This is a genomic window from Caldovatus aquaticus, assembly GCF_019458025.1.
In the GTDB taxonomy this organism is placed as follows: domain Bacteria; phylum Pseudomonadota; class Alphaproteobacteria; order Acetobacterales; family Acetobacteraceae; genus Caldovatus; species Caldovatus aquaticus.
This window is the reverse complement of sequence record NZ_JAHZUY010000033.1, coordinates 1-14,454: the sequence shown is the minus strand read 5'-3', so window position 1 is coordinate 14,454 and position 14,454 is coordinate 1. Positions and strand designations below refer to the sequence as shown.

Here is a 14,454-nt window from a genome sequence, read left to right as displayed (position 1 = left end):
CGCTAGGTTCCGATTCGCGGCGCGACCTTAGAGCAGATCGCGGACGGCTGGAAACAGCCGCGAGCGTGCGACGGCTCCGCACGCAACAGGCGGGAGCCGCCAGGGCGGGCACGGCCGGGCGCAGACGGCCCAGCGACCACGCCGGCAGGGACCGAGGCCGGCGCCCCGGCGTGCGGCGCGCGGGCCGCTCAGCGCGGCGCGGCGGCGAGCCGGCCGTCGCCGGGCAGCGCGGCGGGAAGCGACGATGGTGCCGGCGTCTCCCCGCTGCCGAGAAGCGCCTCGGCCAGGGCGGCGGCGAGGCAGGCATAGCCGCGGTCGTTGTGGTGCAGGCCGTCCGCGATCAGCATGGCGCCGGCTGGCGTCCCGGCCGCCGCCCAGGCGTCCATCAGCCGCCCTCGCGAGAACAGCGCCACGCCCGGGATCGCGCCGGCGAGGCCGGCGAGCGCCGCGTCGAAGCGGGCATGATCCGGCGCCGCCGCGATCCGCGGGGCGCGCTGGTTGTCCATCAGCACCACTTCGACCCCGGCCTCGCGCAGCCGGGCGATGCCGGCGGCGACGACCGCCCGGAAGCGGTCCGGATCGGCGCGGCGCAGCGCGCTGTTCGCGCCGACCTGCCAGATCACCAGGGCGGGGCGCTCGGACAGGACGTCGGATTCGAGCCGCGCGACCATCTGCTCGGCCTGCTCGCCGCCACGGCCGCGGTTGACGACGCGGATCGCCAGGTCCGGGCGCGCGGCCCGCAGGATCGCCTCCAGCCGCGCCGGATAGGCGGCGTCCGGCGTGCTCGCGCCGGCCCCGGACGTGGAGGAGGAACCAAGGGCGACGATGGTGAGCGGCGCGGCGGAGGTGCCGACGGAGAGGGGGCCCCTGCCCGTGCCCGGCGCGGCGAGCGCGGCGCGCAGCTTCGGCAGGGCGAGCGGTGGCACCGGCACGCGCGGGCAGGCGGGCGGCTCCGTGCCGAGCGGCGCGCCGGACGGTGCCGCGAGCCCCGCGAGAGCGGCTGCGACGACCACGGCGCGCCAGCGGGCAGAGGCGACGGATCGGCGGCGCTTGGCCCTGGACTGCACGGAGGAGGTATGCCGCAGCCGGAGCCTGGCGCCAATGCCCCGACGGCGCCGCATGGGTGCGAGGCGGCGACCGGTCGCGATGGGCCGTCCCGCCGAACGGCCGGTCCCGCCCTGCGCCGGGCCGGCCGCGCGCGTGGGCGTCGCCCCGGATCCGACGGGCGGAACCGTTGTCGTGCCGGCCGCATCGGCGCCTGCCGCCCGGCCTCGTGCGAGGCGGCAGGCCGGCGAGCGGCTCCGGCCCCGGCCGGGCGTGCCTGCGGCGCGACGGGCGGTCATGCTTCGCGGCGGCTCGGCCGGAACAGGCCGCCGGTCCTGCGGCCGGATCGCGGCGGGGACGCCCCTGGGCCGTTTTGGCCCGCGCCGCGGTGGCGGCGGCATTGCATGCCGCGGGGGCCCCGCCGCCGCGTCGGGGAGGCGAATCGGCCTCCTCGGCGCGGCTTCCGTCGTGCCCTCCGCCCTCGCGGCCTCACGCGCGCAGCGCGCGAGGGCGGGAGGCGGAGGACGGCCGGCTCCCGGGGCCGGTCCTGGCCCTTCGCGATCGCGGCGTTGCATGCCGCCGGGAGATCCGGTCCGGCCGCGGACAGGCGCCACGCGGCAGGCCGGGCGTCCGCACGCTGCGAGGACCGTGGCCCGTTCCCGCACCGGAGCCGCCGATGCGGCGGGGGCAAGCCGCGCGCACCACCACGGGCCCGCCTGCGCCGTCGCGGACGGATGCCGGGCCTCGGAGACCAGGCTCGGGCGGAATCGGGACAGGCATCGCGGCAGGGTCTCGCTTCGGTTCGCCGGTATGCCGCGGGAGCCTTGCCGGCCGGCGCGGCGTTCATCTTTCCTCAATAATCTCCGCTGGCGAGACGTTCTGCGCAAGCGGTATTTGCGTTGCGTTAACTAAAAACAACTCCCGGTTGTGCGCTGTCCCGGCGGCAAGCCCCCTGGCGTTCCACCGCGGCTGCGGGCATGACGGAGCGGAGCCCATCCGCCGCCCGCGCCTGGCGCGGCGGCGCACAGGGGAGGAACGAGCAGCATGGCCGCACGGCAGGGACGCGCGCTGCGCGTCGCGGTCCAGATGGACCCGATCGAGAACATCAACATCGACGCCGACAGCACCTTCGTCCTGATGCTCGAGGCGCAGGCGCGCGGCCACGCGCTGTGGCACTACCTGCCGCGCGACCTCGCCCTCGCCGGCGGCCGCGTCACGGCGCACGCGCATCCGGTGGAGGTGCGGCGCGAGAAGGGCCGCCACTGGACCTTCGGGCCGGAGGAGGAGCTCGATCTCAGCACCATGGACGTGGTGCTGCTGCGCCAGGACCCGCCCTTCGACATGGCCTACATCACCACCACCCACATTCTCGAGCACATCCACCCCAGGACGCTGGTGGTGAACGACCCCGCCGCCGTGCGCAACGCGCCGGAGAAGCTGTTCGTCACCCACTTCCCGGAGCTGATGCCGCCGACCCTGGTCACCGCCGACCGCCGGCGGATCATGCGCTTCCGCGAGCAGCACGGCGACATCATCCTCAAGCCGCTGTTCGGCAACGGCGGCGCCGGCGTGTTCCACGTCAGGCCGGACGACATGAACCTCAACGCGCTGCTCGAGCTGTTCACCCAGCTCTACCGCGAGCCGCTGGTGGTGCAGCGCTACGTCCCCGCGGTGCGTCAGGGCGACAAGCGCATCATCCTGGTGGACGGCGAGCCGCTCGGCGCCATCAACCGCGTCCCGGCGCCGGACGAGACGCGCTCCAACATGCATGTCGGCGGCCGGCCGGAGAAGACCACGCTGACCGACCGCGAGCGCGAGATCTGCGCCGCGATCGGGCCCGAGCTCCGCAAGCGCGGGCTGATCTTCGTCGGCATCGACGTGATCGGCGGCTACCTGACGGAGATCAACGTCACCAGCCCGACCGGGCTGCAGGAGATCGCCCGCTTCGACGGGGTGCACCTGGAGCGGGCGATCTGGGACGCGATCGAGTCGCGTCTGCGTTGACAGCCCCCGGCGGGCCGCCGCACAGTCGCATCGTTCCAAGGGGAGCCCCAGCGAGGGGCTGAGAGACCGCTGAGGCGCGGTGACCCTTCGAACCTGATCCGGGTCGTACCGGCGTAGGGACAGGAACATGCGGGCGCCGCCGATGCCCGTCCGCCTGCCGCTCGCAGGCCCGGATCTCCCGAGGAAGGAGGTCCAGTCTTGCCAGACGCTCTGCCCGCCGACCTGCCGCAGGTCACCACCGGCCCGCTGCCGGCCTCGCGCAAGATCCACGTGCCGGGGCGGCTTCATCCCGACATCCGCGTGGCGATGCGGGAGATCGCGCTCTCCCCGGCCGCCGGCGAGCCGCCGCTCCGGGTCTACGACACCTCCGGCCCCTATACCGATCCCGCGGCGCGGGTGGACATCCGCCGCGGCCTTCCGGAGCTGCGCCGCGCCTGGATCGAGGCGCGCGGCGACACCGAGCTCTACGAGGGCCGCGCACCGCGCCCCGAGGACGACGGGCTGAAGCCGGGGCAGGCGCGCCGCGTGCCGGCCTTCGACCGCGCCGGCCGCCCGGTGCGCCGCGCCAGGCCCGGCAATGCGGTGACGCAGCTCGCCTACGCGCGGCGCGGCATCGTCACGCCGGAGATGGAGTACGTCGCCATCCGCGAGAACCTCGGGCGCGAGGCGGCGCGCGAGGCCGGCCTGATCCGCGACGGCGAGAGCTTCGGCGCCGCCATTCCCGACCATGTGACGCCCGAGTTCGTGCGCGACGAGGTGGCGCGCGGGCGAGCCATCATCCCCGCCAACATCAACCACCCGGAGAGCGAGCCGATGATCATCGGCCGCAATTTCCTGGTGAAGGTCAACGCCAACATCGGCAACTCCGCCGTCGCCTCCTCCGTCGCCGAGGAAGTGGAGAAGATGGTCTGGGCCATCCGCTGGGGCGCCGACACGGTGATGGACCTCTCGACGGGGCGCAACATCCACACCACGCGGGAGTGGATCATCCGCAACTCCCCGGTCCCGATCGGCACCGTGCCGATCTACCAGGCGCTGGAGAAGGTGGGCGGCAAGGCCGAGGAGCTCACCTGGGAGGTGTTCCGCGACACGCTGATCGAGCAGGCCGAGCAGGGGGTGGACTACTTCACCATCCACGCCGGCGTGCGCCTCGCCTACATCCCCCTGACCGCCAAGCGCGTGACCGGCATCGTCTCGCGCGGCGGCTCGATCATGGCCAAGTGGTGCCTGGCGCACCACAAGGAGAACTTCCTCTACACCCACTTCCGCGAGATCTGCGAGATCATGCGGGCCTACGACGCCGCCTTCTCGCTCGGCGACGGGCTCAGGCCGGGCAGCATCGCCGACGCCAACGACGCGGCGCAGTTCGCGGAGCTGGAGACGCTGGGCGAGCTGACGCGGATCGCCTGGGAGCACGACGTGCAGGTGATGATCGAGGGCCCCGGCCACGTGCCGATGCACAAGATCAAGGAGAACATGGACAAGCAGCTCGCCGCCTGCGGCGAGGCGCCGTTCTACACGCTGGGGCCGCTCACCACCGACATCGCGCCGGGCTACGACCACATCACCTCGGCGATCGGCGCGGCGATGATCGGCTGGTTCGGCACGGCGATGCTCTGCTACGTCACGCCGAAGGAGCATCTCGGCCTGCCCGACCGCGACGACGTGAAGGCGGGCGTGATCGCCTACAAGATCGCGGCGCACGCCGCCGACCTCGCCAAGGGCCACCCGGCGGCGCGGCTGCGCGACGACGCGCTCTCGCGCGCCCGCTTCGAGTTCCGCTGGCGCGACCAGTTCAACCTCTCGCTCGACCCCGAGACGGCGGAGCGGTTCCACGACGCAACGCTGCCGGCGGAGGGCGCGAAGCTCGCCCATTTCTGCTCGATGTGCGGGCCGAAATTCTGCTCGATGAAGATCACGCAGGAGATCCGCGCCGCGGCCGAGCAGGGCATGGCGCAGATGGCGGAGGGCTTCCGGGCGCAGGGCGGGGAGATCTACCTGCCGCGGCCGGCGGCGGGCGGCTGAGGCGCCGCGCGCGGCGGCGGGAAGCTCAGCCGCCGCGCGCCAGCCGGTCCCACCAGGGGCATTCGCCGCGCGCCGGCGCGTAGTTGCCCTCCACCACCTGCACCGGCGCCCGCAGTCCCTTCGCGCCGGCGCGCAGCCGCAGCTCCCGCGCCTGCGCGCGCATCGCCTCCGGGCCCCAGTGCCGCTCGTGCCCCCAGAGGCTCGGCCCGTCCTCCATCCGCGCCGGCGTCCAGGTCGCGGGATCGATGCTCCGCCCGCCCCAGCCGTATTCGAACAGGTAGCCGCCGGGCGCGCGGGCATAGAAGCTCGTCATGAAGTCGTTGGTGTGCCGGCCGAGGGTGGTGGCGACGCGCCCCGGCTCCGCGAGCGCCAGGTCGTAGCCCTGGCCCACGTCGTCGAGGTGGAACAGCTCGACCATGAGGTGGTGCAGGCCGGCCCGGCCGGTCTCGATCAGCGCCAGGCTGTGGTGGCGCGCATTGACGTGCAGGAAGTAGGCGCGGAACGGATGCTCCACCCAGTCGCTGACGCGGAAGCCGAGCAGGTCGCGGTAGAAGGGCAGCACGTGCGCGAGCGCGGGCACCTCGAGCACCGCATGCCCCATGCCGAGCGGTCCGGTGCGGAAGCCGGAGATGGCGCGGCCCGGCACGAAGGGCGCGTCGGTGGTCTCGGCGCCGTGGAACAGTTCGAGGCGGTTGCCGAGCGGATCCTCGAGGCGGATCAGCGCCGCGACGCGCCGCTCGTCCGCCAGCGCCCGTTCGCCGGCGCGCACGCGCACGCCGGCCGCCTCAAGCCGCGCCGCCATCGCCTCCAGCGCGGCAGCGTCGGCCAGTTCGAAGCCGAGGACGCCGAGCCCGTCCGCCTCGGCCTCCGCCACCACCAGGCGCTGGCGCCGGTCGTCCATGCGGAAGGCGAGCCCGCCGCGCGTGCGCTCCGTGAGCTGCAGGCCGAGCAGGCGCGTGCCGAACTGCGCCCACGTCTCGAGGTCGCGCGCCCTGAGCCCGACATAGCCGAGCGCCCGCACCGCCATGGCCCCCTCCCTTGGGCGATCCCGCCCCGGAGGCGACTCTCGGTCAAGCGGGACGCGAAGGGAAGGACGGAACCGCACCCGCCCCGGCGGTCCGGCCCTGCCGTGCCGCGCATCCGTCGGCCACCGATCGCATCGCCTCGCCCGCCGTTCCTCTCGGCGGGCGCCTCCCGCGGACCCCGCCCCGCGGCCCGCCGGGTCAGCGCAGCGGAATGTCCACGTGCAGCCCGATGCTCGGGCGCGGCGCCACCGCCGGCGCAGGCACCGCATAGACCGGCGGCGGGGCGGCGACGACCACCGGCGGCGGCGGCGCCGCGTAGACCGGCGGCGGGGCCACGACCACCGGCGGCGGCGGGGCCACGAGCACCGGCCGGGGCGCCACCACCACCGGTGCCGGCGCGACCACGACGGGCGGGCCGCCGCACCACTCCCCCTTGCGCCAGCCGCGTCCGCACGGGGGCGTTGCCTCGGCCGGCGGCGGCAGCATCGCCGCCGCCGCGACCAGGGCTCCGGCCGCAACGGGAAGAAGGCGGGCCAGGCTCATCGCACGCGCTCCGGGTGATCCGGGCCGCCCGACCGATGCGGGCAACCGCGGCGCGAGCCATGATGCCGCGCATCGCCCCGGCCGCGCAAGACCCGTATGCCAGCATACGATCATGCGGCCGCCAGCACCTGCGACAGCGGCCACAGCTCCAGCCCCAGCGCCTCGGCCACCGCCGGATGCGTCACCCGCCCGGCATGCACGTTCACCCCCGCCGCGAGGTGGGGGTTCTCCGCGCAGGCCCGCTTCCAGCCCTTGTCGGCGAGCTGCAGCGTGAAGGGCAGCGTCGCGTTGTTGAGCGCCACCGCGCTGGTGCGCGCCACCGCCCCGGGCATGTTGGTCACGCAGTAGTGCACGACGCCGTCCACGACATAGGTCGGGTCGGCATGCGTCGTCGGGCGCGAGGTCTCGAAGCAGCCGCCCTGGTCGATGGCGACGTCCACCACCACGCTGCCCGGCCGCATCCGCCGCACCGTCTCCCGCCGCACCAGCTTCGGCGCCGCCGCGCCCGGCACCAGAACGGCGCCGATCACGAGGTCGGACTCGACGACCGTCGCCTCGATCGAATCGTAGGTGGCGAACAGCGTGTCCACGGCGCCGTTGAACTCCGCATCGAGCGCGTTCAGGACCCGCGCCGACTTGTCGAGCACGGTCACGTGCGCGCGCATCCCGTGCGCGATGCGGGCGGCGTTGGAGCCGACCACGCCGCCGCCGATGATGGTGACGCGCGCCCCCGGCACGCCCGGCACGCCGGAGAGCAGGATGCCAGCCCCGCCCGCCTCCTTCTCCAGGCAGCGGGCGCCGACCTGCACCGCCATCCGGCCCGCCACCTCGCTCATCGGCGCGAGCAGCGGCAGGCCGCCCTGGGCGTCGGTCACCGTCTCGTAGGCGATCGCGGTGCAGCCGCTCGCCATCAGGCCCTTGGCCTGTTCGGGATCGGGGGCGAGGTGGAGGTATGCGAACAGCACTTGTCCCGGGCGCAGCCGCGCCCACTCCTGCGGCTGCGGCTCCTTCACCTTCACGATCAGCTCGGCCTGCGCGAACACCTCCGCGGCGTCGGCGAGGAGCGTCGCGCCGGCCGCGCGGTAGGCGTCGTCGGAGAAGCCGATCGCGGCGCCGGCGCCGGTCTCGACCAGCACCTCATGCCCGTGTGCCACCAGCTCGCGCACCGAGGCGGGCACCAGGCCCACGCGGTACTCATGCACCTTGATCTCCTTCGGCACGCCGATGCGCATCGGTCGTCCTCTCCGCTCCGGTTGCGACGGGCCTGACATGGTGCGGGCCCGGCGGCCGCCCAACAAGCGGGAATGATGGCGCCGGGCGCGGCGATTGCGGATGGCTGCCCGGCCCTCCGGTCCCGGCGCCATCCCCCAGGCGGGCCGCGGCGATCTTTCGCGGTACAGCGGCGATCGGAGCGGCAAAGCGTTTGTCTCCCTCGCGCCGATGGACCGGACGCCGCCGGCCGTGCAGAGTAGGGTGTCGGCCACGGCCGATCCAACGCGCCGTCCGAGTGCGCGACGGCCGGAGGTCCGCCCCGCGGCGGCACGGCGCCGCGGCGCGGTGCCGGCGCGAAGACGGGGAGGACCGAGAATGCTCGACACGAGGCATGCGGCGGCGGCCATGGCGCTGGTGGCCGCCCTGTGGGCGGCGCCGGCGGCACCGGCGCGGGCGCAGGATCTCGCGGTCGGCTCGGCCTCGGTGATCGGCTCGCTCGATCCGCACTTCTACAACGTCGGCCCGAACAACGCGGTCGCCGCCACCCTCTTCGACCGGATGCTGGAGAGCGACGCGCAGGCGCGCGTGCATCCCGGGCTGCTGCTGAGCTGGAGCCTCCCCGCCCCGGAGGTGTGGGAGTTCCGCCTGCGCCCCGGCGTGCGCTTCCACAACGGCGCCGAGTTCACCGCCGAGGACATCGCCTTCACCATCGCCCGGCTGCCGACCATCGTGAACAGCCCTGGCTCCTTCACCACCTACACGCGCGCGATCCAGGCGGTGGAGGTGGTGGACCCGCTCACCGTGCGCATCCGCACCAGCGGCCCCTACCCCAACCTGCTCGTGGACCTGGCGCGCATCGTCGTGCTCAACCGCCGCACCCACGAAGGCGCGACCACCGAGGACTTCAACGCCGGCCGCGCGGCGGTCGGCACCGGGCCCTACCGCCTCGTGGAGCACCGCCCCGGCGACCGCATCCTGATGGCGCGCAACGACTCCTACTGGGGCGACAAGCCGCGCTGGCAGCGCGTGGACTACCGCATGGTGACCAACGACGCGGCGCGCACCGCGGCCCTGCTCGCCGGCGATCTCGACGCGATCGAGCAGGTGCCGACCTCGGACATCGCGCGCCTCCGGCGCGATCCGCGGGTCGCGCTCTCCGAGGTCGAGAGCCTGCGCAACGCCTTCCTCGTCTTCGACCACAGCCGCGACGGCCCGACCCCCTTCGTCACCGACCACGAGGGCCGGCCGCTCCCGCGCAACCCGTTCAAGGACCGCCGGGTGCGCGAAGCGCTCTCGCTCGCCATAGACCGCCAGGCGATCGTCGAGCGGGTGATGGAGGGCAGCGCCAGCGCCAGCATGCAGTTCGTCGGCCGGGGCGTGTTCGGCCACGTGCCCGACCTCGCGCCGCCGCGGCCCGACCCGGACGCGGCGCGGCGGCTGCTCGCCGAGGCCGGCTATCCCAACGGCTTCCGCCTCGCCCTGCACACGCCGAACGACCGCTACCCGAACGACGCCAAGACCAGCCAGGCGGTCGGGCAGATGTGGACCCGGATCGGCGTGCGCACGCAGGTCGAGGCGATGCCCTTCACCAGCTTCATCGGCCGCGCCGGCCGGCAGGAATTCTCGGTCTGGTACGCCTCCTGGGGCAGCTCGACCGGCGAGACCTCGGGCCCGCTCCGCTCCACCCTCGCCACCTTCGACCGGGCGCGCGGCCTCGGCGCCGTCAACCGCGGACGGTATTCGAACCCGGAATTCGACGCGCGGCTGCTCGCCGCGATGCGCGAGATGGACGCCGAGAAGCGCGAGCAGACGCTGCAGGAGGCGATGCGCTTCGTGATGGAGGACCATCCGATCGTCCCGCTGCTGCTGTTCCGCAACGTCTGGGCCATGCGGCGCGGCATCGCGCACACCCCGCGCGCCGACGAGCTGACGCGACCGCAGGACTTCCGCTGAGGCCAGGGCGCGGGGGCGCCGGCGGCGCTCCGGCCCGTGCGGGGCCGGGGACCTCTTGAAACGACGCGCCGCGCCACCACGTCGCTGGCGCCGAGCGCCCGCTCGGGCCTCGGCGCCCGGCGCCGGCTGCGGCGCCCCGCGTTCCTTGCCCCCATGTCGCTCGGCGGAGCATGGAGTGGCCAGGGGAGCGGCGATGCCGGGACCCCGCCGCCCGGCCGGTGCCGTCGGCGGCAGGGGCGACCGGCTTGCCAGGCGGCGCGGTCGCGACCGCGCCACCGGCCCCTGACGGGCGGGCCACTGCATCTCCTCGCGGCCCCGGGCGGGGACACGCCGGGCGGCCAGCTCCGGCGCCCGGGACAGTGCGACAGACCGAAGGAGGAGATGCAGCATGACCGCCATGAGCATGCGCGACATCGCCCCCTGGGCCGGCGGGCGCTCGCGCGTCCCCTCGCTCTTCCGTGACGATCCGGGCAGCCTGTTCGCCTCGCTCCGGCAGGAGGTGGACCGGTTGTTCGACGAGGCCTTCCGCGACTTCGGGTCTCCGTTCCTCGGCTTCCGCTCCGGCGCCGGCTGGCCGACGGCGGAGGTGGTGGAGACCGACAAGGAGATCCGCGCGACCTTCGAGCTTCCCGGCGTGGACGAGAAGGACGTCGAGGTCCTGCTCGAGGACGGGGACCTCATCGTCCGCGGCGAGAAGCGGAGCGAGACGGCGGACAGGGATCGCCGCTTCACCGAGCGGTTCTACGGCCGCTTCGAGCGCCGCATCCCCCTCGGCCGGGAGATCCAGGAGGACCAGGTCCGGGCCGAGTTCCGCAACGGCGTCCTGACCGTGACGGCGCCGAAGTCGCCACAGGCCGAGCAGCGGATGCGGCGCATCCCGGTCGCGGTCGCCGCCTGAAGGTCCGGCGTGGCGGCGCGCCGGGGGGGCGCGCCCCGGCGGGATCGCCCGGGGCCGTGGTCCCGCCGGATGCGGGTCGTGAGACCCGGGGCCCCGAGAGGAGACAGTCCGATGACCCATCCTGATGACTGGAAGCAGATCCTTGCCGGCGGCCAGCTCGTCCTCGGGGTGCTGCTGTTCCTGATGCCGTGGCTCGTCGGCTTCTCGGCCGCGCCGGCCCCGGCCTGGAGCGCCTGGGTGACCGGCCTGCTCGTCGCCCTGGCCGGTGCGGGCGCCCTGGCGGGCTACGCCGGCGCCGGCGGCTGGGCGAACCTGGTGCTGGGCGCCTGGGCCGTGATCGCGCCCTGGGTTCTCGGCTTCGCCGGCCAGGCCGCAGCGATGTGGAGCCATGTCATCCTCGGCGTCCTGACGGTGCTGGCGGCGGTGGCCGTGCTCTGGATCGAGCACGGGTCGTCGCGCCAGGCGCACGCCTGAGCGGCGGCTGAGGGGGCCGACGCCGCGGGCGGCGGCGGAGGCCCCTTCGCGGCGCGGGGCCGCCCCCGTGCCGCACGCGCGGGAAGGCGGCCCCGTTCAGCCGGTCCGGGTCAGGAGCAGGTAGCCGAGCCGGCCGTTCAGGGTCGCCAGGCATTCCTCCACGCCGAGCGCCCGGGTGACGCCCGCGGGCTCGATCAGCGCGAGGGAGAAGCCGTCGGCGACGAACCCCTGGAGATAGTCGCGCGGATCCATCACCGCCGCGACGCTCGCCGCATGGAACTCGACGACGAGGGAAAGCGCGCGCGAGCGCGCCATGAGCTTTCGCGCACCGCGGAACACGTGCGGTTCCGCCCCCTCGACGTCGATCTTCATGACGTCAACATGGGAGACGTCGGCGAGCAGGGAGTCGAGCGGCGCGGCCTCGACCTTCACCCGGTGCACCGTCCACGGTCCGCCGCCGCCGCCGGAAACCGATCCGCCGCCGGAGAATTCGAAGGTGTAGCGGAACTCGAGGGTGCGGTGGTCGGAATAGACTGCGTTCCCGAACAGCGTGACGCGGTCGTCGAAGCCGTTCACCGCCACCGATTTCCGCAGCTTGCGCAGGATCTCGGGATTCGCCTCGAAGGCATAGACCCTGCCCTCCGGGCCGACCCAGTGCGCGCCGAGCAGCGTGTAGTAGCCGAAGTTCGCGCCGATGTCGCAGAAGCGCATGCCCGGCTTCACGACGGAGGCGAGCCCGGCCTCGATCCAGGGTTCCCAGCGCCCCTCCAGCATCAGGTGCGAGCAGATGCCGACGTCGCGGGTATCCACGTAGATCCGATGGCCGGTATGGATCCGCGTGAGCGCCTCATGATCGCCGAGGTAGATGGTGTGGGCGTGCTGCAGTTGCGAAATCTGTGTCTCAATGTGCGCTAACCGCGCCTCGAGTTGGCGAAGACTGGGCACATCGGCAGTTTCGTTGTCGGCGTTAGCGGTCATAGCCAGGGCCGTCCGAAGTTGGAATTGCCGGGTGCGCGGAGAAATCGCTGAGCGAATTCCCCGCGTCGACGGTCTTGTCCCACGGCGACTCGGGGACGACAAGGGCACGCAGCCTGCGCTTGGAGCCGCAGTCTGTAGAGCGGCCGGGGGCGAGGATAGCGAACGGGTTGCCGTTTTGGTTGACTGCCGACATAAATTGCCCGAGCAGGCGGTAACGTGCGTCGAGGCTGGCGTACAGGCTTACCGCCTCAAAACCGCCAGCAATCACGCAGCCATATAACCAAATTGAGAAAAATGACAGCAGTGGCCGATCCAGAATGATAGAAGTGACAAAACCAGACGCGTCGATACGGGTCGGTGCCAACCGAAAACTCGCGTTCGTTCATATTCCGAAGACCGCGGGGACATCGTTCACGATAGCACTAAAGGAATTTTGGTCAAATAGCAGAGTGATTGGCGCTGCGGCTGAGATCGACCATCTCGCGCCATCGGAGGTTCATGATCTTGATTTGATTGCCGGTCATTTTTTTCCCTATCAGCTTGATGCTGAGATATTCGCGCCTTTCACCAGAGCTACTCTTCTACGAGACCCATTTGAACGATTTTTTAGCTCTTACCGTTTTGCGCGGACTTGGAGCGAACAAGGGGTCGACACCCACGACTGGAGCCCAGCGATGCAGTACATCGCAAAGGTCAGCTTCGGTGAATATGCATTTTCGAGGCTAGGCTGGAGCGACCGGCACGCGCAGATATACATTCTCGGGCGGGATCACACCGACGCTGCAGAACGGATGCCGCTTCGTGAACTCTTCGATAGGGCCAAGAGGTGCCTGGAGAATATGCTCGTCGGCACCGTGGACCATATCCAGGACTATCTCTGGCATGTTCTACGACGTCACGGGATCGAGGCCATGCCTCAAATAGGGCGACACATGGTGTCGAAGGCTTACTCTCTGGAGGAGGTCGGCCTAACGCGGGCGCAAGAGGCGGCGTTGCGTGAAGTGCTACAGCCAGACTTTGCGCTTTACAGCTACGCGCGCGATCTGATGCTGCGCCGGATTGAGGCAGATGCGCGATCTGCGGCCTGATCCCATCTCCAGCGCGCACACACGGGGGGTGCAGCGCGCGTGGGACGGAGATAGAGATAAAGGGGATGCTCCATCTCTGGGCGCCTCCATGCCGGAGGCCTCTGGTACGGCCGACGGGCCGCCCGGTGCAGGCGGCAGGCGAAAGCTTGCGTTCGTCCATATTCCAAAAACCGCCGGCACGTCATTCACACAAGCTTTAAGGATTGGCTGGCCGTGCGCCAAAGTGGTTGCCACACAGGCACAGTTTGATGCCGTCAATGATGACGACATTGCGAATATAGATTTAATTGCAGGCCACTTCCATGCTTATTGCCTTGAGGATCGACGATTCCTTGCCTTCGATCGAGTGACAGTTCTTCGGGACCCGTTTGAACGATTGTTCAGCGCTTATCGCTTCGGGCGCGACGCGGTCGCGGCCGGTGTGGAGGTTGGCCCGGCGATGCGGCTGGCAGCGGAGACCACATTCGGTGATTGGGCTTTCTCACGGTTCGGTCTTGCACAGCCGCACAGTCACCTCTGGCTACTAGGCCTCAATGCTGATGACCAACCTTCGCGAGTTTCTTTTGCGCATCTTCTTGCCCAAGCGAAAGCACGCCTGGACCGTATGCACGTTGGCATCGTGGATTGCCTCGATGATTTTGTCGGATACCTGTTCCGTCATTACGGTCTTACTGGTCCGGCCTTCGTCGCTCGGATGAATATCACGCGACGGTATGACCCCGAGGAAGCCGGCCTCACGGCAACGCAGAAGTCCGAGTTGATGGATCTCCTGCGCCCTGATTACGAGCTTTACGCTTATGGACGCGCTTTGATGCAGCAGCGAATGGAAGTTCAGTCACGCGTCCTGGCCTGAGAGTCTGTCTCGAAACGCCTTCGATATGAGCCTGTGGGGCTGGATGGCCGGGCCGCGCCGTGATTCGACCGGGTTGCGACACCTTGGACGAACGACGAGATGTGGACCCCGGCCACCCGGCGGCAGCATAGCCGCACGGGCCTGCGCTATGCGAGTGACCTGACGGACGACGAATTGCGGATCCTGGAGCCGCTGCTGCCTGCCGCACCTGGACGAGGACGGCGGCGTGCCTGGCCGCTGCGAGAGATCGCCAACGCCATCTTCTACGTGCTGCGGGCGGGCTGCACCTGGCGCCTGCTGCCCGACAGCTTCCTGCCCTGGCGCACGGTCTATCGCTGGTTCGTCCGCTGGTTCGTC

The 14,454-nt window shown here is 71.6% G+C and carries 13 protein-coding genes and 1 riboswitch; of the genes, 8 read left to right on the top strand and 5 right to left on the bottom strand.

Annotated features, from left to right (window positions below):
- Positions 1-188: 188 nt before the first annotated feature.
- Positions 189-932, bottom strand: coding sequence for an SGNH/GDSL hydrolase family protein (locus K1J50_RS11955; protein WP_369413583.1), 744 nt, complete (start codon positions 930-932; stop codon positions 189-191).
- Between the two features lie 1,156 nt (positions 933-2,088).
- Here K1J50_RS11955 and gshB point away from each other — a divergent pair.
- Both gshB and thiC read left to right on the top strand, forming a co-directional pair.
- Positions 2,089-3,048 (top strand): glutathione synthase, encoded by a 960-nt coding sequence (gshB, locus tag K1J50_RS11950; RefSeq protein WP_220117945.1) that lies wholly within the window; start codon positions 2,089-2,091, stop codon positions 3,046-3,048.
- A 28-nt stretch (positions 3,049-3,076) separates the two neighbouring features.
- Positions 3,077-3,186, top strand: a riboswitch (TPP riboswitch).
- Between the two features lie 60 nt (positions 3,187-3,246).
- A complete protein-coding gene (gene thiC / locus K1J50_RS11945; protein WP_220117944.1) occupies positions 3,247-5,073 on the top strand; it encodes a phosphomethylpyrimidine synthase ThiC in 1,827 nt (608 codons plus the stop codon).
- Positions 5,074-5,098: 25 nt separating this feature from the next.
- Here the strand turns inward: thiC and K1J50_RS11940 are convergent, their stop codons facing one another.
- The 3 genes from K1J50_RS11940 to ald all read right to left on the bottom strand — a co-directional run bounded on the left by K1J50_RS11940 (position 5,099) and on the right by ald (position 7,873).
- Positions 5,099-6,100 carry a VOC family protein gene (locus tag K1J50_RS11940; RefSeq protein WP_220117943.1) on the bottom strand — a complete coding sequence of 334 codons (1,002 nt, stop codon included), beginning with the start codon at positions 6,098-6,100 and terminating at the stop codon, positions 5,099-5,101.
- Positions 6,101-6,296: 196 nt separating this feature from the next.
- Complete coding sequence (locus K1J50_RS11935; RefSeq protein ID WP_220117942.1) at positions 6,297-6,641, bottom strand: hypothetical protein; 345 nt, start codon at positions 6,639-6,641, stop codon at positions 6,297-6,299.
- A 110-nt stretch (positions 6,642-6,751) separates the two neighbouring features.
- Positions 6,752-7,873: an alanine dehydrogenase gene (gene ald, locus K1J50_RS11930; RefSeq protein ID WP_220117941.1), complete on the bottom strand. Its 1,122-nt coding sequence runs from the start codon at positions 7,871-7,873 to the stop codon at positions 6,752-6,754.
- Positions 7,874-8,228: 355 nt separating this feature from the next.
- Here ald and K1J50_RS11925 point away from each other — a divergent pair, with 355 nt between their 5' ends.
- The 3 genes from K1J50_RS11925 to K1J50_RS11915 all read left to right on the top strand — a co-directional run bounded on the left by K1J50_RS11925 (position 8,229) and on the right by K1J50_RS11915 (position 11,178).
- Positions 8,229-9,806 carry an ABC transporter substrate-binding protein gene (locus K1J50_RS11925; RefSeq protein WP_220117940.1) on the top strand — a complete coding sequence of 526 codons (1,578 nt, stop codon included), beginning with the start codon at positions 8,229-8,231 and terminating at the stop codon, positions 9,804-9,806.
- 388 nt (positions 9,807-10,194) lie between these two features.
- The gene (locus K1J50_RS11920; protein WP_220117939.1) at positions 10,195-10,704 is read left to right on the top strand and encodes an Hsp20/alpha crystallin family protein; all 510 of its coding nucleotides are present in this window, start codon (positions 10,195-10,197) and stop codon (positions 10,702-10,704) included.
- Positions 10,705-10,815: 111 nt separating this feature from the next.
- Complete coding sequence (locus tag K1J50_RS11915; protein WP_220117938.1) at positions 10,816-11,178, top strand: SPW repeat protein; 363 nt, start codon at positions 10,816-10,818, stop codon at positions 11,176-11,178.
- Positions 11,179-11,274: 96 nt separating this feature from the next.
- Here the strand turns inward: K1J50_RS11915 and K1J50_RS11910 are convergent, their stop codons facing one another.
- On the bottom strand, positions 11,275-12,123 hold the full coding sequence (locus tag K1J50_RS11910; RefSeq protein ID WP_220117937.1) for an FkbM family methyltransferase: 849 nt from the start codon (positions 12,121-12,123) through the stop codon (positions 11,275-11,277).
- A gap of 350 nt (positions 12,124-12,473) precedes the next feature.
- Here K1J50_RS11910 and K1J50_RS11905 point away from each other — a divergent pair, with 350 nt between their 5' ends.
- The 3 genes from K1J50_RS11905 to K1J50_RS11895 all read left to right on the top strand — a co-directional run.
- Positions 12,474-13,244 (top strand): sulfotransferase family 2 domain-containing protein, encoded by a 771-nt coding sequence (locus tag K1J50_RS11905; protein WP_220117936.1) that lies wholly within the window; start codon positions 12,474-12,476, stop codon positions 13,242-13,244.
- On the top strand, positions 13,225-14,097 hold the full coding sequence (locus K1J50_RS11900) for a sulfotransferase family 2 domain-containing protein (RefSeq protein ID WP_220117935.1): 873 nt from the start codon (positions 13,225-13,227) through the stop codon (positions 14,095-14,097). Before K1J50_RS11905 ends, K1J50_RS11900 begins: the two co-directional genes overlap by 20 nt.
- A 99-nt stretch (positions 14,098-14,196) precedes the next feature.
- The coding region (locus K1J50_RS11895; RefSeq protein ID WP_220117934.1) for a transposase at positions 14,197-14,454 on the top strand (258 nt) is incomplete at its 3' end.